The sequence below is a fragment of the Halomonas litopenaei genome (genome assembly GCF_017303055.1).
Taxonomy (GTDB): Bacteria; Pseudomonadota; Gammaproteobacteria; order Pseudomonadales; family Halomonadaceae; genus Halomonas; species Halomonas litopenaei_A.
This window is the reverse complement of the sequence record NZ_JAEKJT010000003.1, coordinates 102,725-126,330: the sequence shown is the minus strand read 5'-3', so window position 1 is coordinate 126,330 and position 23,606 is coordinate 102,725. Positions and strand designations below refer to the sequence as shown.

Here is a 23,606-nt window from a genome sequence, read left to right as displayed (position 1 = left end):
GTGGTTCAGGGGCAGGTATCGCCCAGCACCAACTGGGTGGAAAGGCGCTGGTGCTGAGCGGGCTCCAGGCCGAGTATCATGCGTGCTGCGACGCGTCCTTTCTCGATGCTGTTCTGACGTACTGTGGTCAGCCGAGGTGCGCGGTACTGTCCCTCTTCGATGCCGTCAAAGCCCGTCAGGCGCAGGTCCTGCGGCACCCGGATGCCGCGTTGCTCGGCCAGGGTCAGCGCGGTCAGGGCAATTCGGTCTGACATGCACAAGAGCAGATCGGGACGCTGTTCGGCGGGAAGGTCAAGAATCTCCGCGATCACGGGGGCACATACAGCGTGAACGTTTTCATCGATGTTCCACACCGGCACGTCGTCAGGGGCTATGCCTTGCTCGGACAGCGCGCGCTGGAAGCCATCCAGTCTGGCCCGGGTGATGGTGTGGTCGGCGCTTAAATAGTCCTGTTCCTGGCTGACCCGACCATTATGCGGCTCCACGGTCAGACGCAGACTCACAATGGCCGCACGTTGGGGCGCGTGGGTCAGAGCGTGGCGCGCAATGGCGTAGCACGCCTGTTCATTGTCGACGTGCACGGTAGGTCGAGCATCGATATGGAAATCGACGCCAACCAGAGGTCGTTGGGCGGGAAGTTCGTTGATCAGGCGGTCACCGGGCATCAAGCCGTAGACGATAAAGCCGTCGGCCATGCTGGCGGAACCCGGGTGGCACAGCGCGTCGGCCTGGCGCGGTGAGCCCGCCTGACGTCCCGACAACAGCAACAAGGTGTGGCCGTGGGCGTCGAGGACCTCGGTGACACCGCTGAGCAGCTCGCTGGAGACGGCGTCATTCAGGCTATAGGTAAGGGTTTCTGCCAGTACCACCGCGACGATGCGCGACTGCCCGGTGCGCAAACTGCGCGCCCGGGCATCCGGGCCGGGGTATCCCAGGCGGCGTGCCTCGGCCAGGATATGTTCGCGCAGCGCGCGCGACAGCTGATCGGGACGGTTGAAGGCATTGGACACCGTGGCCGTCGAGACCTTGAGGCGCTGGGCCAGATCCTTCAGCGTGATAGGGCGATCGGACGTGCTCACGGTGGGATGTCCTCCGATGCAGTCGCCAGCAGGGCTGCGATGGATGATGTCGTGCCGACAGTAAGCCTGGTCCGCTGCCAGGCGCTGACGCTTGAAGCTACAGTGACACCAGGAAGAGAATCAGCGGTGGTGACAGTAGCGACAGCAGAAAGCCACTGACCACCGCAATGGGCACGCAGCGAACGCCACCGTGCTGCTGAATGACCGGCAGGGTGAAGTCCATCGAGGTGGCGCCGCCGTAGCCGATGGCCAATGGCGCATAGCGGCGCATGACCAGAGGAATCAGTACGAAGGCCAGCAGCTCTCGCGTCAAGTCGTTGAAGAAGGCGACGCCCCCGAGCGCGGGGCCTAGGTGCTCACCGATCAGAATGCCCGACAGCGAGTACCAGCCAAATCCCGAGGCCATGGCCAGCCCCTCGTTCCACTCAAGGTCGAGCAGCGGGGCCGCCGCCAGCCCACCCAGCAGCGAGCTCGTTGCCAGCGTCAAGGCGATGTAGAGACCATGTCGGTTCAACAGGATCTGCTTGAGTGGCATGCCGGAATTGCGCAGCTGGCAGCCGATCAACGCCAGCAGCAGGTACAGCACCCACTCGGCGAGGTGCTCCGCCAGCTGGAAAGGGGTCGCCCCCCAGCGGCCGACCAGCAGCAGGCCGAGGACCAGGCCTGCAACGACCACCCCGACCAGCGCCAGTGAGCCAGCCATGGCGGCCAGTTTGCTGGTGGGCGCACCTTCAACGACCTGCCTTTTCCCCAGATCCAGTCGCAGTCGCCGCGACAGCCACCACAGGGCTGCCAGATTGAACAGCGAAATCACGCTGAACAGCGTCAGCGCTTGGCCGCCCATGCGCGACAGCTGGTTGCCGAGGTCTGGCAAACCCGCAAGGCTGATGCCCATCAGCAGCAGGATGAGATAGATGGAGGCGCTGACGCCTCGATTGATCCAGCCAAGCACCGCAGCGCTGCGAACGGGGATCAGGTAGCCCAGTACCAGGGGCAGCAGAACGATCAGCAGACCGCTAAACATGAAAGTGCATCCTTGCTTGATAGATAGAGTGCTTGTCGGCGCTTCCCAGAACGCAGGGAGAAAAGGAGATGGTCGGCCGGTATAAGGGGTGGCTGGATCGCTCCCATGGGCGATCCACTCGCAGCACGAAGCGCCCGGGTGATAGCCGCGGGCAACATGGGCAGGTAGAGCGCTGGGACAAGTCCCTCGCTACCTGCGGTGCCAACATAAAGCGCACTACTCTATGCAAATTTGGTCGGCCGGGAAAGCCGACCAAAGCGGCAGAGCGTCGTCGGTGCAAGAGAGGGGGAAGCGCCGCCGAGCGGAGGTCTGCGACCTCGGTTGGGATGGGGGGTGGGTCACGGAAGGGTGAGTGAGGTGAGTGCCAGCTCGCTGACCTGCTCGCCCCGCTTGGTATAGGTCACGCCGAGCAACAGGCCAGCAAGCTCAGGATGAAAGGTCACCACCATGTGTCGGTCGTCTTTGTCAGGGTCTGCCAGTCGAACCCTGGGCGCGTCGATGGAGCGTCCCTGCACTTCCATCCTGCGTGACGCCATGGGGGTGGCAATCAGTCGTTCCTGTTCGCCCTTGTGGTCGAGATAGCGAAGCTCACAGGAGGGCGAGCAGCCATGCTGCTGTACCTGGCGAGACAGCTGAATCAACGCTGTCTGCCGATCAGGGGTCTGCCGCAGCTGCGGTGCATTGAGCTGGTAGCGCTTGCCGATACCTAGCAGCTTGTAGCCGCTGGCGTAACCAATGGCTTGAAGCTGTGCCCCCTGGCTCAGGAACCTCGCGCTTTCCTGACCTTCTGCAACGGCGACGCGAGCGCGCATATCACTGAGCCAATGTTCGCCCTCTGGCTGCAGACGGTGATGGACGGTGGCATCCGGCCAGCCGTCCACCGACAGGTGATAGCGAGCGTCGAAGGCCGATAGCGTCGCTGCCTGTGCCGTGACAGGCATGATCAGCAGCCACAGCAGACTGGCGCCGAGCGCCTGGCGGCAGTGGGTGACAAGTCGGCGATAGTGGAGAATAGAGGCCATGGTGTTATCCGTGCTGGCAAGTCGGGTCGCTTACTGTGGGAGGCCGATTCCGCGACAAGGTTCCGCGACGCTGGCGATGACGCGGATCAGTGGTTACGCTGCATGACAGCATGGTCAGCGTGAGGCGGGTCTGAAAAGTGCCTGCGCTCGTCGACTTTTCGGTCAATGCCTCGACCCTGCGCCGTTTCCAACGACCAAGGAGTCTGCCTTATGGCACGTTTGTTGCTGCTCGCGGGAGATTTTGTCGAAGATTATGAAATCATGGTGCCGTTCCAGGCCTTGCAGGCCATGGGGCACCGTGTCGATGCGGTCTGTCCTGACAAGAAGGAAGGCGATACGGTCAAGACGGCCATCCATGACTTCGAAGGTGACCAGACCTATACCGAAAAGCCGGGGCATCTGTTCGCGCTGAACGAGACCTTTGCCGACATCACCGTAGCAGACTACAACGGTTTGGTAATCCCAGGTGGCAGAGCGCCGGAGTATCTGCGCCTGGACGAACGGGTGCTGGAGGTAGTGCGCCACTTCGTCGACAGTGAAAAACCGGTTGCAGCCGTCTGCCATGGTGCCCAACTGTTGGCCGCCGCGGTGTCATTGTCGGGTCACCGCATCTCCGCGTACCCGGCCTGTGCGCCGGAAGTGCGCCTGGCCGGAGGAGAATTTGTCGACCTCGAGGTGACCGATGCGATCACCTGTGGCAAGTTCGTGACCGCGCCAGCCTGGCCGGCGCATCCGGAGTGGTTGCGCCAGTTCAACGCGCTGCTGTAGAACGCGCTGCTGCAGACAGCAGCGGGCGGTGGCGAGACCCATGCAGGGGAGGAGGCTCTCGCACGGGTGTCGTCGCCAATCGATTGCCGCAAGTAAGCGCTGCAAGTAAGCGTCGCAAGTAAGCGCCGCAAGTAAGCGTCGCTGTGAAACCCTGAAGGGTAACGATGAGGTACATCGATAGAGCGTATCCCTATAGTTAGTGGTCGGTTCGGTGCCTCATTGTGCTGCTGGCGAGGCCATGAAGTGGGTGTTTGCTCGACGCCAAGGCCCCGTTATTCGGGCCTTGGTGGTCAGGCTGGCGGTTATCGGCGGAGTCACCTGTGATGGGGTTGACGTGAGTAGACGACTGGTCTAGTGTGCGATGTATGACGACTAAAGCTCCCACCAGAGACCTGTTGATTCAGGTCGGCATGACCACCTTTGCCGAGCACGGCTATACGGCCACGGGCATCAACGCGGTGCTCAAGGCGGCAGGCGTGCCGAAGGGGTCCTTCTATCACTACTTCGCCAGCAAGGAGGCGTTCGGCCTTGCGGTTGTTGAGTCTTTCGCGGAAGAGTACGACAAGCGCTTCCAGGCCTTGCTGGTGCATTCTTCTGACGAGCCCTTTGCGCGGCTGCACCGTTATTTCGCTGAAGCGCGTCAAGGCATGGCGGAATGCGGACACTTGCGCGGCTGTCTGATTGGCACCCTGGGACAGGAGATGTCGTCCCAAAGTGACTGCTTGCGAGACGCCCTTGACGGCATTTTCAAGCGCTGGGAAAGCTACTTTGCCAGCTGCCTGAAAGAAGGGCAGCAAGCAGGGACGATTCGCAGCGATATCTCCGCAGAGGCGATGGCATCGTTCATCCTGGCGGGCTGGCAGGGTGCCATGCTCAGGGCCAAGATGATGAGGACCTGCTCGCCCATGTCGGAGTTTGAGGACACGTTGCTGGCGTGTATCAAGGCCTGAGCCGCAAGAGCAGGAGAGCGTGAACCGCTTCGGCAGCATCGCGGCGAGACTGCGGCAAGACTGAACACGTGCCTGCACGAATGAGCCGCTGCATTGGGCACAGTCCTGACGCCTCGCCGATAGCGCTTAGGCCTCGGGTTTCGCGCTGTTCGGGCGTCGCGACAAGTGCGTCCGGCGATGCATTCCGCTCGCTGGACGTGTGCAGCGCTCATGGTGCTTTTTTTTGAATGCAATCACTAATAGACTGGTCTAAAAATTTGTACAGCATGGTTGAAAATCTATTCAATAGTTGTACATTAAGTGTATTGATAGAGAGCGTCACTGGTGAGTCCCTTCCGGGATAGGCGTCAGGTTTCGACGTCAGGGCTAGTTTCCATTGCCAGCAACCAGGACGGGTCTCCAGTGCTGGCGGCCAGCGCTACTCACCTAGGCTGTCTAGCGGTGGCGTGATGGCATTGGCAGGACAGCCAACGGAATCTCTCGTCACGTGAAAACGTTGCACCAGCAACAACGGCGACCTTTTTCATTTTCTTGCCAGATCGTCACGCCAAGACGATGACCACTGATCAGGAGGCTTTGTATGAGCGCTGAACAGGATCCGCTTTTTACCCCCCAGGCACTGGGTGATATTGAACTGCCGCATCGTGTCTTGATGTCTCCGCTCACGCGCTCGCGTTCCGCGCAGCCAGGGGATATTCCTCAGCAGATGAATGTGGACTACTACCGTCAGCGCGCGGGCGCCGCTCTGATCCTGAGTGAGGCGACGCAGATTTCACCCCAGGGAAAGGGCTATGCGTTCACCCCTGGCATTCACAGCCAGGAGCAGATCGCAGGCTGGCGCAAGGTCACCGATGCGGTGCATGAGGACGGCGGCTGTATCCATGCCCAACTGTGGCATGTCGGACGGATTTCCCATCCCGAGCTACAGCCCGGCAAGGCTGACCCGGTCGCCCCGTCGGCGATCAAGCCGGAGGGGGCCAAGACGTTTATCAGCGCTGAATCAGGCATGGTCGACGTGCCGACCCCCCGTGCGCTGGACGTTGACGAGCTGCCCGGTATCGTCGAGCAGTATCGCCAGGCCGCCATCAATGCGCGTGAGGCGGGCTTCGACGGTGTTCAGGTCCACGCTGCCAACGGTTATTTGCTCGATCAGTTTCTCAAGTCGGACAGCAACGCACGCACTGACGCCTATGGTGGCAGTGTCGAGAACCGCCTGCGCCTGCCGCTGGAAGTCGTGCGCGCCGTGGTCGACGTATGGGGCAAGGGGCGTGTCGGCGTGCGCATCAGCCCGACGGGCAGCTTCAATGACGTGCACGACCAGAAGCCTGAAGAGACCTTTCCTGCCTTCGCTGCGGCACTGGATGACGTTGGCATTGCCTACCTGGAGGTGGTCGAGGATTCCTTCCAGGGCAATCATGAGAACGGCCGTCCCGAAGCCATCATCAGCGCCATCCGTGACAGCTTCAGCGGCGTGTACATTGCCAACGGTGCCTACACCGCCAGCGAAGCGCGCGAGCGTATTGCCGCCGGCAAGACGGACCTGGTGACCTTCGGCCGCCCGTTCATCGCGAACCCGGACTTGCCTGAACGCTTCCGCCGCCATGCGCCCCTCAATGAGCCGGACTACGACACCTTCTACGGTGGCGATGAAACGGGCTACACCGACTATCCGTTTCTCGACGAACAGTGATGAAGACGGCTCCCCCGGAGAGCCGAGTCCCGCACCCCGCGGGGGTGCGGTGGCGCTTAGACACGACACCGTTAATGACACTCTTAACGGCACGCTAGATGACATTCTCAACGACAGTCTCGATGACGCATTCGGTGACGCTCTGAGGCCTTCGCGGAGCGACCCCAGACGGGCGTGCTTCGTGCACGACATGGGGCGACGGGTGTTTTTACCGAGCGTCGATGTCTTCACGGATCGATAATGGAGATCAGCATGGATATCAAGAACGTAAGTACCGACGGCATCCAGGACAAGGTTGTCATTATCACCGGTGCCAGCAGCGGTCTGGGCGAGGCGACAGCCAAGCGTCTGGCCAAGGGTGGCGCCAGGCTCGTGCTGGGGGCTCGCCGCGACGACCGCCTCAAGCGCCTGTGCGAGGAGATCAAGGCCGAAGGTGGGCAAGCCGTCTACCGGGTGACCGACGTGACCGATCGTGAGCAGGTAGAGGCCCTGGCACAGCTGGCGCGTGACGAGTTCGGGCGGATCGATGTGCTGGTCAACAATGCTGGCCTGATGCCGCTGTCGCCGCTGGACAAGCTCAAGGTAGACGAGTGGGACCAGATGGTGGACGTCAACATCAAGGGCGTGCTCTACGGCATTGCCGCCGTTCTACCCACCATGCGTGAACAGCACGAGGGCCACGTCATCAACCTGTCCTCCGTGGCGGGCCATGTGGTATTCCCGGCCGCGGCGGTCTACTGCGCGACCAAGTTCGCGGTCAAGGCGTTGACCGAAGGGCTGCGTCAGGAGTCCGGTGGCGAGATCCGGGCCACCAACATCTCCCCTGGGGCCATTGACACTGAATTGACCCAATCGATCAGCGATGATGATACGGCCAAGGGGGTCAATGAGCTTTACACCCTGGCCATCGATGCTGACGCGGTGGCTCGCGCGATCGCCTTTGCGGTGGAGCAGCCGGCCGACGTGGACGTCAATGAGCTGGTGCTGCGCCCGACCCGTCAGGAGCTGTAAGCTAGGCGGGAACATCGGCACTGAGTCAGCTGTCGGGTCATGTTGCGGCGAGGAGGGTGGCGCCGTTGCCACCCGACTCGATTTGCCGACGAACATGACGACAGCGGATCCCGGTCTGAGCGGGATGATGCCCACATCACGTGAAGGAACATCATGAGCAACGACACACAGTACCAGCCGCCGAAAGTATGGAAGTGGGAAGGCGAAAGTGGCGGTCAATTTGCCAGCATCAACCGGCCGATCGCCGGACCGACCCACGACAAGGAGCTACCGGTCGGAAAACATCCGCTGCAGCTCTACTCCCTGGCGACGCCCAATGGTGTGAAGGTCAATATCATGCTGGAGGAGTTGTTGGCGCTGGGCCATGACCAGGCGGAATACGATGCCTGGTTGATCCGCATCGGCGATGGCGACCAGTTCTCCAGCGGTTTCGTGGAGATCAACCCGAACTCGAAGATCCCGGCATTGGTGGACCACAGCACTCAGCCAGCGACGCGGGTGTTTGAGTCGGGGTCAATCCTGGTGTATCTGGCGGAGAAATTTGGCGCCTTTCTGCCCACTGACCACAAGGCCCGGACCGAGGCCATGAACTGGCTGTTCTGGCAGATGGGGTCCGCGCCATATCTGGGCGGAGGCTTCGGGCATTTCTATGCCTACGCGCCTGAGAAGTACGAGTATCCGATCAATCGCTTCACCATGGAAACCAAGCGCCAGCTGGATGTGCTGGATCGCCACCTGGCCGACCATGAATTCCTGGCGGGTGACAGCTACAGCATCGCCGACATGGCGACGTTTGCCTGGTACGGCCAGCTGGTCCTGGGCCGGCTGTACGATGCCGCCGAGTTTCTGTCGGTGCACGAGTACACCCACGTGCTGCGCTGGGCCAAGGCCATCGATGCCCGCCCCGCCGTCAAGCGTGGGCGCATGGTCAATCGCACCTTCGGCGAGCCTGCCGAGCAGCTGCATGAACGGCACGATGCCAGTGACTTCGACACGCGCACCCAGGACAAGATCGGCGGTGACAGCTGAGCAGTGACGTGATGCAAGATCGTTGATCAACCACCGCAGAAGGGCACCTCCATGAGGTGCCCTTTTTTTCTGGTTCGCAAGGGTGTGTCAGCGATTCCAGGCCACAATGAGCGCTGCTATCAATAGCCTGCTTCGGGGTCCACGGTCTCGATCTCCTTGCCCTGGCTAAGCGCCTCGATGCTGGCGGCGACCTGGTCGAGGGCTTCGTTGAGCGGGGTAGGGCCAGCCATGTGAGGCGTCACCAGAACCCTCGGGTGGTGCCACAGCGGGCTGGAGGACGGCAAGGGTTCCACCGGGAAGGCGTCGAGCAGCGCCCCGCGCAGACGACCCTCCTGATGGTCATCGGCCGGGCCCAATGCCTGCAGCAGCGCTGCCTCGTCAATCAAGGTGCCGCGACCGGGGTTGATCAGGCTGGCACCCTGGGGCAGTAGCGCCAGGCTGCGCTGGTTGATGATGTGGTGAGTCGCGGGAGTATCTGGCAGAAGCAGCACCAGGGTGCGTGAGCGTTGCAGCGCCTGCTCCAGTCCAGCGTCACCGTGCAGGCACTCGATATCTTCCAGCGACTTGGGCGATCGACTCCAGCCGAGCACCGGGTAGCCGTCGGCGGCGATGGTGGCGGCGACCTTGGCGCCGATGGCCCCCAAACCCAGTACGCCGACCGTCCACTCCTGCTTGTCGATGACGGCGTGTTCTCGCCACTGGGCCTGCTGCTGCTGGCGCTGATAGCGATCGAAGTCCCGTTGGAAATGCAGCAGGCCATAGCGGGTGTAGTCGGCGATCAGTTCGCCCATGCCCGCATCGCGCAGCTTGACGATCGGGACATCTCGGGGCAGGGCCGGATTGTTCAGCAAGGCATCGACCCCAGCCCCCAGGTTGATGATGCCCTTGAGGCCGGAGCACTCCCGCATCAGCGTCTCATCCGGTTTCCAGGCGGCCAGGTAGTCGGCCTCGGCGCGCTGCTGTCGATCCGTGTCTTGGCTCTTCCAGATGGTCGCGCCGGGTAGCCGTTCGCACAATGCGCGCTGCCACTGGTCTGCCTGGTCGGTATGTACGATAACTTTCATGGACAGTCCTCTGCGGGCGGTAGGTCGGGTCTAGTAGACAATCTGCATCATGGGGGGCGGGGCGTCATCCAGCAGCTGCGCCAGGCGCCTGAGGCCTTCCTCCAGGCGTTCGATATCCGGCTCGGCGCCAAGGCTAAGACGCACTCGTCGCGGGGCCGGAGTCTGCTCCACCATGAAGGGCGTGGCCGTGGTGATCGCCACGCCTTCCTGTTCGGCCAGTTGCTGCAGTTCCTCCGCGCGCCAGCTTCCCGGTAGCGATAGCCACACATGCAGGCTGGTGGGGCGAGAGGCGCGGCCATGCTCCGCCAGCAGGCGGGCGGCCAAGCGCTGGCGCTCGGCAAGCAGATCCCGTTGATGAGCCGCCATCTGATCCACGCTGCCGTCCTCCAGCCAAGCATTGGCCACTTCAAAGCACAGCGGCGTGGCCATCCAGGAGGTCGCGCGCAGGCGTGGCAGCGTATGGTGAAGCTGGCTGCGAGGTACGGTCAGATATCCCGCGCGCAGTCCCGGCATGGTGGCCTTGGTCAGGCTGGTGACATGAAACCCTTGGGTGGGGATGCGCGCGCTGACCGGGGCCAGGGGTTGGGGCTCAAGCAACGCGTGAACGTCATCTTCGATCAGCCAGACGCCATGCCGCTCGAGGATCGCGGCAATGTCGTCCCGACGGGCCTCGCCCTGAGTCGCTCCGGTAGGGTTGAGCTGGCTTGATGTCAGGCACACGGCGCGAGGCTTGAAGCGGCGACAGGCGGCATCCAGGGCCTCCGGCACCATGCCCTGACCATCGATGGCGACGCCTCTCAGCTGGAAGCCAAGTGTTCGCGACAGGGCGATCAGCCCATGGTCGGTCAGGGCTTCGGTCAGCACCAGATCACCGTGTTGCACCACGCTGGAAATGGCCAGCATTATGCCGTGAGCGCCACCGTTGGTGAGGATGCGGTCGTCCGGCTCGCCAGGCATCCCCAGCCGCTCGTTCAGCCACCAGCTGGCCAGCTCGCGTTGATGAGGGAGTCCAGCAATCGGGCGGCACGCGGCAAACACGTCAGGATGCGCCGTGTCGGCCAGTTCCCGCAGGCTGTCACGAAAGCGCTGATGATGGGCGGGAGGGCATACCGGGTGAGCAATCGACAGGTCAATCAATGCCTGTTCCGAGCGGGGCTCTCCGGCTCGCAGATAAGCGGACTCGCGATTGTCGTCCAGCGCATTGATCCAGGTGCCGCTGCCGACCCTGGCCTGGACCAGGCCCATTTTTTCGGCCTGTGCATAGGCGCGAGATACCGTTTGTACGCTGACGCCAATGTGCTCTGCCAATCTTCGGTGGGGCGGCAAGCGAGTGCCCGGCATAAGCTCACCAGAGCGTATGCCTCGGGACAGCGCCCGCGCAATGGCCAGGTACTTTGGCTGGCCGTCGTCGGGAAGCCCATCGATCAGGGCAGCGAGTTGGCCGAGTAGATCAATTGTCATGATGCAATAAAGCCTTTGACCGGGAGCTTATACGTAGTGCTAGTATCAGCAAGACGGCATTGATCAGTCATTGTCATGACGCTTCATGACGATTGTCATGACAATTCTTTCCTCCGCACGCTACAGGGGAAGCAATGCCGCATCAAGCAGACATTGAACGAAAGCGGCGAGGCCCCAGGCCCATCTTCGGCAGCGGTTGACGCCGGTTCGTTCAAGGCATCTGCAAGGGCGCGCCGGGCCTCTAGTTGCCCGGTTTTCGGTGATGACATTGTTTGGCGAGTGGTTTCATGATTCAGGTATCCCTGCCGTTCACTCGTGAGGAATACGCTCAGCGCCTGCAGAAGGTGCGTGCCGAGATGGCGATGCGAGGCATCGATGTGCTGATCGTCAGCGATCCGTCCAACATGGCCTGGCTGACGGGCTACGATGGCTGGTCCTTTTACGTACATCAGTGCGTCTTGCTGGGGCTCGAGGGCGAGCCCGTGTGGTACGGCCGGCGTCAGGACAGCAACGGTGCGCTGCGCACCTGCTGGATGGATCCGGACAACATCACCTATTACCCCGACTATTACGTCCAGAACCCCGACATGCACCCCATGGAGTATCTGGCGCAGTCGATCATGCCTGACCGGGCATGGTGTGAAGGGGTGGTCGGCATGGAGATGGACAATTACTACTTCTCCGCCAAGGCCTATCAGAGTCTGGTCAAGGAACTGCCCCACGCGCGTTTTCAGGATGCCAATGCACTGGTCAACTGGTGCCGAGCGATCAAGTCTCCGCGTGAGATCGAGTACATGCGGGTGGCGGCGCGTATCGTCGAGGGCATGCACTCGCGCATCCTCGAGATGATCGAGCCGGGGCTGGCCAAGTCCAAGCTGGTGTCGGAAATCTATCGTGTCGGCATCGAAGGCTGGACCGACAGCACCGGTCAGGTCTATGGCGGTGACTATCCGGCCATCGTCCCGCTGCTGCCGACGGGCAGTGACGCCGCGGCACCGCACCTGACCTGGGACGACACTCCCTTCCGCGAGGGGGAAGGCACCTTTTTCGAGATTGCCGGCTGCTACAAGCGCTACCACTGCCCGCTGTCGCGCACGGTGTTTCTGGGCAAGCCGCCCAAGGAGTTCGTGCGCGGTGAGTCGGCCTTGCTGGAAGGTATCGAAAACGGTCTTGCGGTGGCCAAGCCGGGCAATCGTACCGCCGATATCGCTCTGGCACTCGGCGCGGCGATGGACAAGTACGGCTTTGACCGGGGGGGCGCCCGCTGCGGATACCCCATCGGCATCAGCTATCCCCCGGACTGGGGCGAGCGTACCATGAGCCTGCGCCCGTCTGACGATACCATCCTCGAACCGGGCATGACCTTCCACTTCATGCCGGGCATGTGGATGGATGACTGGGGGCTCGAGATTACCGAAAGCATCCTGATCACCGAAAACGGGGCTGAGCCCCTGGCCAACTTCCCGCGTCAGCTATTCGTCAAGTAGGCGTTTCCCCTGGCCGCTGCGGCGCTGCTGTCCCGTTGCCATGACAGGACCACAGCGCCGGATGCGATCTCACGATAATCCGGTGCCCATGACGGCATCGACATGCTTTCCGCAGATTCTGTTCTGGAGTTCCCATGAGCAAGCGCAAGAGCCCGATTTCCGCGACCGTCGATTTCGACGCCCAGGGCGTTCAGCACGGTTTTCTCAAACTGCCGATTTCCAACGACGAGTCGGCCTGGGGAGCGGTGATGATTCCGGTGACGGTGGTGGCCAATGGCGAGGGCCCCACGGCGCTGTTGACCGGTGGCAACCATGGTGATGAGTACGAGGGCATTACGGCGCTGCAGAAACTCTCGGTATCGCTCAAGCCGGAAGAGGTGCAGGGGAGGGTGATCATCGTACCGATGATGAACACGCCAGCAGCCCAGGTAGGACGACGCACCTCACCGATGGATGGCGGGAACCTCAATCGCAGCTTTCCGGGAGACCCCGACGGCAGCGTCACGGAAAAGATCGCCGACTATTTCACTCGCGAAATGGTGCCGATGGCCGATATCGTGCTGGACCTGCATTCTGGCGGCCGCACCCTCGATATTATTCCGTTTGGTGCATCCCATGTGCTCGACAACCCCGAGCAGCAGCGTCAGGCGCTGGAAGGCGCCAAGGCCTTTGGCGCTCCCTACGCCATGATGATGTTCGAACTCGATGCAGCGGCCCTGTTCGATACGGTGGTGGAAAGTCAGGGCAAGGTCTTCATCGCGACCGAGCTGGGTGGCGGTGGCACCTCGACCCCCGAGAGCCTCGCCATCACCGAGCGCGGCATCGACAATATCTTGATTCACTTCGGCTTGAAGCAGGGTGAGGTAGCGATGCCCGAGACCCAGGTCTATCTCGATATGCCGGATGCCAGCTGCTACGTGCAGAGTGAACACACCGGGCTGCTCGAACTGACCCACGCCCTCGGCGACAGCGTTCAACGCGGTGATGTGATTGCAAGGGTGTATGACATGACGCGCAGCGGTGCCAAGCCCATCGAGTATCGGGCCGAACGCGATGGCATCCTGGCGGCCCGTCGCTTTCCGGCACAGGTCAACATGGGGGACACCATTGCGGTGATCGCGGAAGTGGTGGAATCCCTGGGCGAGTCATGAAACTTGACCGTTACGATCTCAAGATACTGTCCATCCTGTCCCAGGACGGGCGCATCACCAAGTCGCGGCTGGCCGAAGCCATCAACCTCTCGGTCAGCCCCTGCTGGGAGCGGGTGAGGCGTCTGGAGAAGGCCGGCGTCATCGAAGGCTATTGCGCCAGAATCAATGCCGCCGCATTGGTTCGGCGCACCCCCGTATGGGTGCAGATCGAGCTCAAGGCCCATAACGCCGAGAGCTTCCAGCGGTTCGAGGCCTTGATTCATGCGACCAACGAGGTGACGGAATGTGTGGCCGTCGGCGGAGGGGTTGACTACTTGATCAAGGTCGAGACCGAGACCATCGACGCCTATCAGCGATTGATCGATGACTGGCTGACGTCGGACATCGGGATCGAGCGCTATTTCACCTACATCGTGACCAAGCAGGTCAAGGCGCCGCGCCAGGGGGTCGATATCGACGCCCTGAACAGCAGCGCTACTTGAGGCTCGGGCCGGGCCTCGTCAGGGGCCTGCCTGGGTCATCGGTTTGCACAAACCTGCATGGCAGAAAAAACCTCGATGTAGCGAGTCGGGACAAAAAAAATGCCATCTTCCAGCGGCGGCTTCAAAAAGTCCGTCCCTGATATCTCCCCTACCATGACGTCATTGCGTGGCGCCTGCCATGGCATTGATACAGGTGTTCCGTCCCCCTGATGAGACGACGGAACCGACTAGGGAGGTAGCGTCATGAAGCTCAGCGATCCGCGTCTGTTTCGTCAGTATGCCTACATCGGTGGCAAGTGGACCCACGGTGATGAAGGCCGCGAAGAAGCGGTGATCAACCCCGCCAATGGTGAGGTGATCGGTCATATCCCGCTGCTCGAGCCGGCCCAGATCCGTCGTAGTGTGGACGTGGCCGACGAGGCCTTCGCCCAGTGGCGAGCCCTGCGCGCCGACGAGCGCTGCGAACGTCTGCTGGCGTGGTACGACTTGCTGCAGCAGCACCGCGAAGATCTGGCGACGATCATGACGCTCGAGCAGGGCAAGCCGCTGCCCGATGCGCGTGGAGAAGTGGAGTATGGGGCAAGCTTCGTGCGCTGGTTCGCCGAGGAGGGCAAGCGAACCTACGGCGAGACGATTCCCAGCCACATTCCCAACGCGGCGCTGGGGACGATCAAGGAGCCGGTCGGCATTGCGCTGCTGATCACGCCATGGAATTTTCCGCTGGCGATGATCACCCGCAAGGCAGCAGCAGCCATGGCGGCGGGGTGCCCGGTGATCGTCAAGCCGGCCAACGAGACGCCGTTCTCTGCCTTGGCCCTGGCGGAGCTGGCCGAGCGTGCCGGAATCCCGGCGGGCATCTTCAATGTGGTGCTGGGGGATGCCGCCCAGGTGTCATCGCTGCTGTGCGCCGAGGACCGGGTCAAGGCGGTGTCCTTCACCGGCTCCACCCGTGTGGGGCGGCTGTTGCTGGAGCAATCCGCGCCGACGGTCAAGCGGGTGTCGATGGAGCTCGGCGGTAACGCGCCCTTCATCGTGGGCCCGGACATGGACCCCAAGGAAGCGGCCCTGGCCGCCGTGGCGGCCAAGTTCCAGACCGCGGGGCAGGACTGCCTGGCGGCCAACCGGATCCTGGTGCACGAGTCGATCCACGACGCCTTCGTGGCGCACTTTAGCGAGCGTATGGCCGCCTTGACCGTGGGCGACGGGATGCTCAGCGAAGTGGACCTGGGGCCGTTGATTCACCGCCGGGCGGTGGAAAACGCCCGTGCCACCGTGGACGACGCCGTCTCCCGCGGTGCCACCTTGGTCGCCGGGGATCAGACGGATGCTCCGGGAGAGAACTTCTTCATGCCGGTGCTGCTCACAGGCGTGACCCAGGACATGAAAGTATGGCGTCAGGAGTGTTTTGCTCCGGTCGCAGGCGTGACGGCTTACCGCGATGACGATGAGGTGATCGCTCTGGCCAATGACACCGAGTACGGGCTGGCCGCCTATGTCTACACCCATGACATCAGGCGGATCTGGAAACTGCTGCGCGCCCTGGAGTTCGGCATGGTGTCGGTGAACTCGGTCAAGATGACCGGTCCTCCCGTGCCGTTTGGGGGCGTCAAGCAGTCGGGCCTGGGACGCGAAGGTGGCGCCACCGGTATCGATGAATATCTGGAAACCAAGTACTACTGCCTCGGCGCACTGGGCTCGGTCTCTGGCAGCTAGATGACAGCCTGCGGTGATGGACGACATGACCGCGGCAGGACGGTCGGCCCGTAGCAGGTACGGGTCGACATTGATGACGAAACCGCTGATCCGTTCTCTCGGCGAGAGCGGTAAGCGCTACGGGCAAGAAACAAGGAAACCACATGAGCACCCATCAGGACCTGATCGATCGCGACCGCAAGGTCACCTTTCACGCCTCGACGCACCTGCGTGACTTCGCCCATGGCGACGCGCCTGGCCGCGTCATCACCGGCGGCAAGGGCATTCACATCGTCGACAAGGACGGCCGCGAATTCATCGACGGTTTTGCCGGGCTCTACTGCGTCAACATCGGCTATGGCCGCACCGAAGTCGCCGAGGCCATTTACCAGCAGGCGCTGGAGATGTCCTACTATCACACCTACGTTGGTCACTCCAATGAGCCTCAGATCGCCCTGTCCGAGCAGATTCTGAAGCTGGCGGGTCCCGGCATGTCCAAGGTCTACTATGGCCTGGGCGGCAGCGATGCCAACGAGACCCAGCTGAAGCTGGTGCGCTACTACAACAACGTTCTAGGCCGCCCACAGAAGAAGAAGGTCATCTCGCGCCAGCGTGGCTATCACGGCTCTGGCCTGGCCACCGGCTCGCTGACCGGTCTGAAGGCGTTCCATGATCAGTTCGACCTGCCCATGGCCGGCGTGCTGCACACCGAGGCGCCCCATTACTACCAGCGCAGTGCAGAGCAGGCCGGCATGAGCGAGCGCGAGTTCTCCGCCTATTGTGCCGAGAAGCTCGAAGAGATGATTCTGGCGGAAGGTCCCGACACCGTGGCGGCCTTCATTGGTGAGCCGGTGCTCGGCACTGGCGGCATCGTGCCACCGCCCGAAGGATACTGGGACGCCATCCAGGCGGTGCTGGCGAAGTACGACATCCTGCTGATCGCCGATGAAGTGGTCTGTGGCTTTGGTCGTATCGGCGCCGACTTTGGCAGCCACGCCTATGGCATCAAGCCCGACCTGATCACCATCGCCAAGGGCCTGACCAGTGCCTATCAGCCCTTGTCCGGGGTGATCGTGGGGGATCGCGTGTGGCAAGTGCTTGAGCAAGGTACCAGCGAGCTGGGCCCGATCGGTCACGGTTGGACCTATTCCGGCCACGCTCTGGGGTGTGCTGCGGCTCTGGCCAACCTGGCGATCATCGAGCGTGAGAACCTGACCGGCAACGCGCGTGATACCGGCGCCTACCTGCAGAGCCGCATGCAGGCGGTGTTCGGCGATCATCCCATCGTCGGTGAGGCCCGTGGGGTGGGCATGCTGGCGGCACTGGAGTTTGCCGTGGATCCTGAATCCCGCCAGGCCTTCGACGCGAGCCACAAGGTGGGCCCACGGATCGCCGCCGCGGCGCTCGAGGAGAACCTGATTGCTCGTGCCATGCCGCAGGGTGACATCCTCGGGTTTGCGCCGCCGCTGACCACTACCCGCGCCGAGGTCGATGAAATTGTCGCCCGTGCCGAGCGTGCCGTGAACAAGGTCACCGATCAGCTGGTCAAGGAAGGCGTACTGCAGACCGCCTGACGTCAGCGCTGATCTGCGGTGTGTGACATGGGGTCGTCTCCTTGAGGGAGGCGGCCCCTGTCGGTTTTTACGCGGCGGCGGGGGCACTGGAGGACGGTCGCCTTCGTCGCGCGCCATAAAAGGAGACAGCCATGCAAGCCTCCACGTGCTCTGCCCATGGCGTGAGCCTGGACCAGATCTTCAAGGCCCGACACCGGATTGCCGGCCAGGTGACACGTACACCGCTGGTGTTGTCGCGACCGCTGTCTGAACGCTTTGACGCTGAGGTGTATCTCAAGCTCGAAACCTTGCAGCCCACCGGCGCGTTCAAGCTGCGTGGTGCCACCAACATGATCGCCGCGCTGCTGGAGCGAGATGGACGCGATGCCCTGGCACGTGGCGTGACCACTGCCTCCACCGGCAACCATGGGCGTGCGGTCGCCTATGCGGCGTCGCGTCTCGGGGTACCCGCCGTGATCTGCCTGTCGCGATTGGTGCCAGCTAACAAGGTCGCCGCTATCGAGGCCCTGGGTGCTCAGGTTCGACAGGTGGGAGCCAGCCAGGATGAGGCCTTCATGGAGGTGGCGCGATTGGTGGAGCAAGAGGGCATGACGCTGATTCCTCCCTTTGATGACCCCCTTATCGCGGCTGGCCAGGGCACCATCGGGGTCGAGCTGCTGGAAGATCTGCCCGAGCTTGACCGAGTGATCGTGGGGCTGTCCGGTGGAGGACTGCTGGGAGGCATTGGGGCCGCGATCAAGGGCGTGCGTCCTGCTGCCCGCGTCAGCGGTGTCAGCCTGGCCGAGGGGGCCGCCATGCATGCCAGCCTCACGGCGGGCTATCCGGTAGAGGTGGACGAGGTCGAGAGCCTGGGAGACTCCTTGGGTGGCGGTATCGGCTTGGACAATCGCTGCACCTTCGAGCTGGTCAAACAGGTGATGGACGACCATTGCCAAGTGTCGGAGCGTGCCATCGCCCGGGCCATGGTGGACCTGCTCGAGCACGACAAGATCCTGGTCGAAGGGGCCGCCGCTGTCGGTTTGGCGGCCATGGCGCAGGGCCACCTGGACGTTCGCGGAGAGCGCGTTGTGCTGGTACTTTCCGGCAATGGCGTCTCGCTGGATACCCTTGACCAGGCGCGCCGGTGTGCGGCCGATGGCCCTCGCGGCTGAGGCCCGCACTTGAGGCCGCACATGAGACCAAGGCTTGATCCAGCGTCCGCCTCAGGACTTTCTTCACAGGGCACCGATAGGTGACAGGTGTCCTATCCATGACAAGGAGCCATGCATGCAGCTCTTCAACCGCGAACAGATTCGTCAGGCTGTCGCTATCGACCATCACGCCCTGGCAGCCGTCGAAGAGGGCTTCGCTGCGCTGGGGCGAGGCGAGGTGGTGCAGCCGCCGATCCTGTCCATGGCCATAGAGGAGGCCAATGGCGAGGTGGACGTCAAGACCGCCCATATTCGTGGTCACGACCGCTTTGCGATCAAGGTCAGCCCGGGGTTCTTCGACAACCCCAAGATAGGCCTGCCGAGCCTGAACGGCCTGATGATGGTGTTCTCGGCCCGCACCGGTCTGGTCGATGCGGTGCTGTTCGATGAGGGCTATCTGACGATGGTGCGCACCGCCTTGGCGGGCGCCATCGCTGCCAAGTACCTGTCCCGTGACTCCAGTCGCCGGGTCACCGTGTTGGGAGCCGGGGAGCAGGCCATCCGGCAGGTCGAGGCACTGCGGCTGGTACGTGACATCGAGATCGTCGATGTATGGTCTCGGCGTGGGGCGGCTGCCGAGGAGTACGCCGAGACCATGCGTGGGGCGGGGCTTACCGTGAACGTCCATGGCAGTGTGCGTGAGGCCTGCGCGATGGCCGACATCATCGTCACTACCACGCCTTCCCAGGCACCGATTCTGGAGGCCGCCGACCTGCCCGAAGGGGTGCATGTGACCGCCATGGGGTCGGACAGTTCGGATAAGCGGGAGTTGGCCGAAAGCGTACTGACGCGTGCCGACGCCTTTGTCTGTGACACCCGCGCCCAGAGCGAGTCCAACGGCGAGCTGAAGGCGTTTCATGGACGTGAGGTGCCGTTCAAGGTGCATGAACTGGGCCAGGTCATTGCGCGTGGGGATCGTCTGCGCCTGTCCGATGCCACCATTACCGTGTGTGACCTCACCGGGACGGGCGTGCAGGATACGGCCATTGCCGCCCATGCCCTGAATCGGCTGGGCTAGCGGCTCATCGCCAGAACGTCAGGGCGGTGATGGCCAAGTTTGCCAATAACAGGCCGAATCAGGACGATTCCAGACGCTGGGGGAGGCTGCGCTGCCAATCGTTTTTGCTGAAACGAGATTTTTTGCGGAGGATAGAGGGGTCTTGAGTGTCTGGAGCTGTCATGCCCTCTCTACCTGCGCCTCTACGTCATCGGCGTAGATGGATCGTCATCCTGGCGCGACTTGGCTATACCGCCAAGGGCGTTGTCTATCTGCTGATCGGAATCCTGGCCGCGCTGGGGGCGGTGGGACTGGGCGGTGACAATGTCGGCACCAAGGAAGCCCTGGCTCATCTGGCGCGGCAACCGTTTGGCTCGCTGATGCTGGCGGCACTGGTGGCGGGTCTCTATGCCTATGCCGCCTGGCGTGGCTTGCAGGGACTGTTCGATGTGGAGAATCGTGGCCGTAGTCTGAAGGCCCTGGGCACACGGGCGGCGCTGGTGATCAGCGGACTCATCTACGCCAGTCTAGGCTGGTACGGGCTTGAGCTGCTGGATGATCCTCACGAGACCACGGGAGGGGCCGAGGAGCGAACAGCGATGCTGATGTCCCACCCTGGCGGTCTCTGGCTGGTAGCCGCACTGGGCCTGATCTTTATCGGTGTTGGCGTGCGCCAGTCTTGGCGTGCGTTGACCGCCAGCTACCTGGAGCGCTGGCGACGACAGGACATGAGCAAGCGCCAGAAAGACCTCGCGTCAGGGCTCAGCCGCTGGGGCCTGGCCGCTCGCGGCGTGGTCTTCGCACTGATCGGAGGCTTTCTGCTGGCTGCTGCCTGGCAGGCCGACCCAGGCCAGGCCGAGGGGCTGGGTGGGGCCTTGGATGCTCTGGCCGCCCAGCCCTTTGGCCCATGGTGGTTGGCCGCGGTGGCAGGAGGACTGCTCAATTACGGCACCTACTGTGTGATCAATGCTCGCTTCCGACAGGTGAAGGTGGACTGATGCGCCCGGTGCCGGCGCATCACCTGCCGCGCTTGGCACGGATCGTCAGCGCCACCCCGGCGATGGCGATGACCATGCCGGCCAGGGATAGCGCCGGCAGGCCTTCATCGAAGAGCCACCAGGCCTCGACCGCGGTCACCGGCGGAACCAGGTAGAACAGGCTGGCGACCCGGGAAGCTTCTCCGCGCTTGATCAGCAGCATCAACAGCAGAATGGCCGCGATCGACAGCACCAGCACCAGCCAGCCAAGGGTCAGGACAAAGGTCAGTGTCCACTCGACCTCGCGGCTTTCCAGCAGCAGGCAACCCCCACCGAGCAGCGCCAGCGCGCCCAGATATTGCACCACGCTGCCCCCGAGCAGAGGCATGCCGGTGCAAAAGCGCTTCTGGTACAGCGTTCCCAGCGCGATACCCAGCAGCGCGACCAGCGTACAGGCCAGCGCAGGCCAGCCGAACCCGTCGAAGGACAGGGCCGACAGGTCCATCTTGCCGCCCAGCACCAGGCTGACGCCTGCCAGCCCCATCACGAGCCCCAGCCATTGCACCGGTGTGAGCCTCTCGCCAAGCAATGGGCCCGCCAGTGCCGCCGTCAGCAGCGGCTGCAGGCCCACCAGTAAAGAGGCCAGCCCCGCCGGCATACCCAGACTGATGGCATAGAACACGCCGCCTAGATAGGCCCCATGGACGAGGCACCCCGATACGGCGACGTGCCCCCACAGACGCAGCCCCCGTGGCCATGCCGATCGAGTGAGCAACACAATCGGCACCAGCAGCGCCAGGGTGGCGATGAAGCGGATGGTTAGAAAGGTGAAGGGCTCGGCGTAGGGCAGGCCGAATTTGGCACCGATGAAGCCGGTACTCCACAGCAGTACGAAGACCAACGGCATGGCTGCTGTCAGTCCGCCAGGCAGCGTCTTCGTGCTGCTCATGGGTGCGTCTCGGAGCACACGTCAGGCGCTGTGGTGGCCGCGACGGTGGCGAATTCAGTGGCGCATGAAGTGGTGGATGCAGTGGTCAGTAAGGGCAGCAATACCGGCGACTGCCGAGAAGACAGGATCCGTTCCATGGAGAGGCTCCTTTGCGATAAGCCAGGGCCCAGAGGTGCGAGCCGTGAAAGCAGAGCCCATGATGCCTGAAAAGACGGCCGGGCTGGAGCTGCCGATGTCCCGTCGCTGTCGTGCTTTGGTCGTAGGTCGAGACGTCGCCAGATGATTGGTCAGACCATGATTTGGGTTGTTTTTACGGGTTTTTTTGCCTCTATGGGCACTGGTCAGACCAATCGGAGAAGGCACTTGCGTTGAAACACTGCGTTGGCCGTATTAGTGCTTTTCGCTAGCTTTTTTTCGACGACAGCCGTCCCGCGACAGGTGTGTGCTCTAGTGAATCAGGGCTCCGTTCCATCAGGGCTTTAGGAGCAAAGCGGTGAGCCGGCATATGGCTGCGCAGCAGCTCGAGCCGCACATCACCCAAGCTCTGATGCCGCATCGCTGGGAAAATACCTGCAGTCAGGTGGCGGATGTCTGCGCATGGACGCGTGCAGGGCCTGGGTCCCATCCGGGAACGCCTGCGGTAGTCAATGCTGACGCCATGGATCGACAACAACAACGCACCTGGCACCGCCGACCCTCGGCGTGCCGATCCACCTGGAGTTTTGCCATGTCTCCGATCGACAAGTCCCGGCAAGATCAGCCTGGCATGTCTACGACACCTCTCGATACCCATGCGGCCGCTGCCAGTCCTGTGACGCCGGATCGCCGCCGCTTCCTCAAGGCTGCGGCGGTGGGCTCTGCCGCTGCGGTGGCGGCTCCCTGGGTCGGCAATGTGCAGGCTCAGCAGGGCATTCGCATCCGCATGCAATCGTCCTGGCAGCCAGGGACGACCGGCTATCGCATCTTCGAACAATGGGCTAACGGTGTGGCCGAGGCCACCAGTGGTGAAGTGACGATCGAGCCCTTTCCTGCTGGCGCCGTTGCCGGCGCCTTCGAGGTAGCCGATGCGGTTCGCAATGGGGTGCTCGATGGACAGAACTGGTTCACCGTCTACTGGCCAGGAAAGATGCCGGCTGGGGTGTTTCTGACGGCCTACCCCATGGGCCTGTCCGTGCCTCACCAGTGGGACATGATGTTCGGCGCCTACGGCGGCTTCGGTATTGCCAAGGATCTTTACCGCAAACAGGGTCAGGAACTGCTGGGCTACGTGCACCACGACCTCAACCTGATTCACTCCAAGGTGCCGTTGAGAAGCTTCGACGACTTCGCTGGGGTCAAGATCCGCATGCCCGGTGGCATCGTCGCCGAAACCTTCGCCAAGATCGGCGCCCGTACCACGCTGCTGCCTGGCTCAGAGGTCTATCCTGCCCTCGAGAAGGGGACGATTGATGCGGCGGATTACACCGGTGCGGCGGTCAACTTCGAGCTGGGCTTCTGGCAGGTGACCGACTACATCATCATGGGCCCGCCTTCGACGCCCTGTCTGCACCAGGCGGTCGACCTCATGGACATCGCGGTCAACCGCCGCGTCTACGAGCGCATGTCCGATCAGACCAAGGACCTGATGCACGACCTGGTCGCTGCCTACTCCCGCGAGCACTACGCCGCCATCCAGAAGGCCAACGCCGAGGCCTGGCCGAAGTATCGCGAGAAGGGTGTCGAGATCATCCACCTGTCAGAAGAGGATGCCGACCGCTTCCGCGATGCCGCGATCCCGCTGTGGTTCGAATGGGCCAACAAGGATCCGGATGCGGCGAAGCTGTTCCGCGCCCACCTCAACACCATGCTCGACCCGGCGGTGGCCCTGATCACCGAAGAAGACATCAAGGATTTCGAGCTCAACGCTTGAGGACAACCGCGACGCTGGGGCGCCAGCGTCGCGAGTACTCCTGAATGACTGACGTGCCGGCCGGGACTGCCCGGTCGGCTTCGATGAATGGTCCGTGGTC

The 23,606-nt window shown here is 62.7% G+C and carries 21 protein-coding genes; 14 read left to right on the top strand and 7 right to left on the bottom strand.

The window, feature by feature from the left end; translation table 11 throughout:
• Positions 1–5: 5 nt before the first annotated feature.
• From JF545_RS04685 to JF545_RS04675, 3 genes are all read right to left on the bottom strand, one after another.
• Complete coding sequence (locus tag JF545_RS04685; RefSeq protein ID WP_347401309.1) at positions 6–1,079, bottom strand: LacI family DNA-binding transcriptional regulator; 1,074 nt, start codon at positions 1,077–1,079, stop codon at positions 6–8.
• 97 nt (positions 1,080–1,176) lie between these two features.
• The gene (locus tag JF545_RS04680; RefSeq protein WP_206939753.1) at positions 1,177–2,103 is read right to left on the bottom strand and encodes a lysine exporter LysO family protein; all 927 of its coding nucleotides are present in this window, start codon (positions 2,101–2,103) and stop codon (positions 1,177–1,179) included.
• A gap of 338 nt (positions 2,104–2,441) precedes the next feature.
• Complete coding sequence (locus JF545_RS04675) at positions 2,442–3,125, bottom strand: hypothetical protein (RefSeq protein WP_206939751.1); 684 nt, start codon at positions 3,123–3,125, stop codon at positions 2,442–2,444.
• A 210-nt stretch (positions 3,126–3,335) separates the two neighbouring features.
• Here JF545_RS04675 and JF545_RS04670 point away from each other — a divergent pair, with 210 nt between their 5' ends.
• The 5 genes from JF545_RS04670 to yghU all read left to right on the top strand — a co-directional run bounded on the left by JF545_RS04670 (position 3,336) and on the right by yghU (position 8,573).
• Complete coding sequence (locus JF545_RS04670) at positions 3,336–3,893, top strand: DJ-1/PfpI family protein (protein ID WP_206939749.1); 558 nt, start codon at positions 3,336–3,338, stop codon at positions 3,891–3,893.
• 365 nt (positions 3,894–4,258) lie between these two features.
• A complete protein-coding gene (locus tag JF545_RS04665; RefSeq protein ID WP_206939747.1) occupies positions 4,259–4,843 on the top strand; it encodes a TetR/AcrR family transcriptional regulator in 585 nt (194 codons plus the stop codon).
• Between the two features lie 580 nt (positions 4,844–5,423).
• On the top strand, positions 5,424–6,533 hold the full coding sequence (locus JF545_RS04660; RefSeq protein ID WP_206939745.1) for an alkene reductase: 1,110 nt from the start codon (positions 5,424–5,426) through the stop codon (positions 6,531–6,533).
• Positions 6,534–6,785: 252 nt separating this feature from the next.
• Positions 6,786–7,544 carry an SDR family oxidoreductase gene (locus JF545_RS04655; RefSeq protein ID WP_206939743.1) on the top strand — a complete coding sequence of 253 codons (759 nt, stop codon included), beginning with the start codon at positions 6,786–6,788 and terminating at the stop codon, positions 7,542–7,544.
• A gap of 153 nt (positions 7,545–7,697) precedes the next feature.
• Positions 7,698–8,573, top strand: a complete 876-nt coding sequence (gene yghU, locus JF545_RS04650) for a glutathione-dependent disulfide-bond oxidoreductase (protein WP_206939741.1) — start codon at positions 7,698–7,700, stop codon at positions 8,571–8,573.
• A 119-nt stretch (positions 8,574–8,692) separates the two neighbouring features.
• Here the strand turns inward: yghU and JF545_RS04645 are convergent, their stop codons facing one another.
• Positions 8,693–9,637 (bottom strand): 2-hydroxyacid dehydrogenase, encoded by a 945-nt coding sequence (locus JF545_RS04645; protein ID WP_206939739.1) that lies wholly within the window; start codon positions 9,635–9,637, stop codon positions 8,693–8,695.
• 30 nt (positions 9,638–9,667) lie between these two features.
• Positions 9,668–11,098 carry a PLP-dependent aminotransferase family protein gene (locus tag JF545_RS04640; RefSeq protein WP_206939737.1) on the bottom strand — a complete coding sequence of 477 codons (1,431 nt, stop codon included), beginning with the start codon at positions 11,096–11,098 and terminating at the stop codon, positions 9,668–9,670.
• 287 nt (positions 11,099–11,385) lie between these two features.
• Between JF545_RS04640 and doeA the strand changes: the two genes are divergently transcribed.
• The 8 genes from doeA to JF545_RS04600 all read left to right on the top strand — a co-directional run bounded on the left by doeA (position 11,386) and on the right by JF545_RS04600 (position 20,669).
• Positions 11,386–12,585, top strand: a complete 1,200-nt coding sequence (gene doeA, locus JF545_RS04635; RefSeq protein ID WP_206939734.1) for an ectoine hydrolase DoeA — start codon at positions 11,386–11,388, stop codon at positions 12,583–12,585.
• Positions 12,586–12,719: 134 nt separating this feature from the next.
• A complete protein-coding gene (gene doeB / locus JF545_RS04630) occupies positions 12,720–13,736 on the top strand; it encodes a N(2)-acetyl-L-2,4-diaminobutanoate deacetylase DoeB (RefSeq protein ID WP_206939723.1) in 1,017 nt (338 codons plus the stop codon).
• Positions 13,733–14,218 carry an Lrp/AsnC family transcriptional regulator gene (locus tag JF545_RS04625; protein WP_206939713.1) on the top strand — a complete coding sequence of 162 codons (486 nt, stop codon included), beginning with the start codon at positions 13,733–13,735 and terminating at the stop codon, positions 14,216–14,218. The genes doeB and JF545_RS04625 overlap by 4 nt, the downstream gene beginning before the upstream one ends.
• Positions 14,219–14,461: 243 nt before the next feature.
• Positions 14,462–15,931 (top strand): NAD-dependent succinate-semialdehyde dehydrogenase, encoded by a 1,470-nt coding sequence (locus JF545_RS04620; protein WP_206939711.1) that lies wholly within the window; start codon positions 14,462–14,464, stop codon positions 15,929–15,931.
• Between the two features lie 143 nt (positions 15,932–16,074).
• Positions 16,075–17,484: an aminotransferase gene (locus JF545_RS04615; RefSeq protein WP_206939709.1), complete on the top strand. Its 1,410-nt coding sequence runs from the start codon at positions 16,075–16,077 to the stop codon at positions 17,482–17,484.
• Positions 17,485–17,615: 131 nt separating this feature from the next.
• Complete coding sequence (gene eutB / locus JF545_RS04610) at positions 17,616–18,635, top strand: hydroxyectoine utilization dehydratase EutB (RefSeq protein WP_206939708.1); 1,020 nt, start codon at positions 17,616–17,618, stop codon at positions 18,633–18,635.
• A gap of 115 nt (positions 18,636–18,750) precedes the next feature.
• Entirely contained in the window at positions 18,751–19,692 is a 942-nt protein-coding gene (locus JF545_RS04605) for a cyclodeaminase (protein WP_206939707.1), read from the top strand.
• A 161-nt stretch (positions 19,693–19,853) separates the two neighbouring features.
• Complete coding sequence (locus tag JF545_RS04600; RefSeq protein WP_206939705.1) at positions 19,854–20,669, top strand: DUF1206 domain-containing protein; 816 nt, start codon at positions 19,854–19,856, stop codon at positions 20,667–20,669.
• A gap of 19 nt (positions 20,670–20,688) precedes the next feature.
• On the opposite strand, the gene JF545_RS04595 is transcribed toward JF545_RS04600, so the two are convergent.
• Together JF545_RS04595 and JF545_RS04590 are read right to left on the bottom strand one after the other, a co-directional pair.
• Entirely contained in the window at positions 20,689–21,597 is a 909-nt protein-coding gene (locus JF545_RS04595) for a DMT family transporter (protein WP_206939703.1), read from the bottom strand.
• Positions 21,594–21,734 carry a hypothetical protein gene (locus JF545_RS04590; protein ID WP_206939701.1) on the bottom strand — a complete coding sequence of 47 codons (141 nt, stop codon included), beginning with the start codon at positions 21,732–21,734 and terminating at the stop codon, positions 21,594–21,596. The genes JF545_RS04595 and JF545_RS04590 overlap by 4 nt, the downstream gene beginning before the upstream one ends.
• Positions 21,735–22,324: 590 nt before the next feature.
• Here JF545_RS04590 and dctP point away from each other — a divergent pair.
• Positions 22,325–23,506 (top strand): TRAP transporter substrate-binding protein DctP, encoded by a 1,182-nt coding sequence (gene dctP, locus JF545_RS04585; RefSeq protein ID WP_224908082.1) that lies wholly within the window; start codon positions 22,325–22,327, stop codon positions 23,504–23,506.
• The last annotated feature ends 100 nt before the right edge of the window (positions 23,507–23,606 follow it).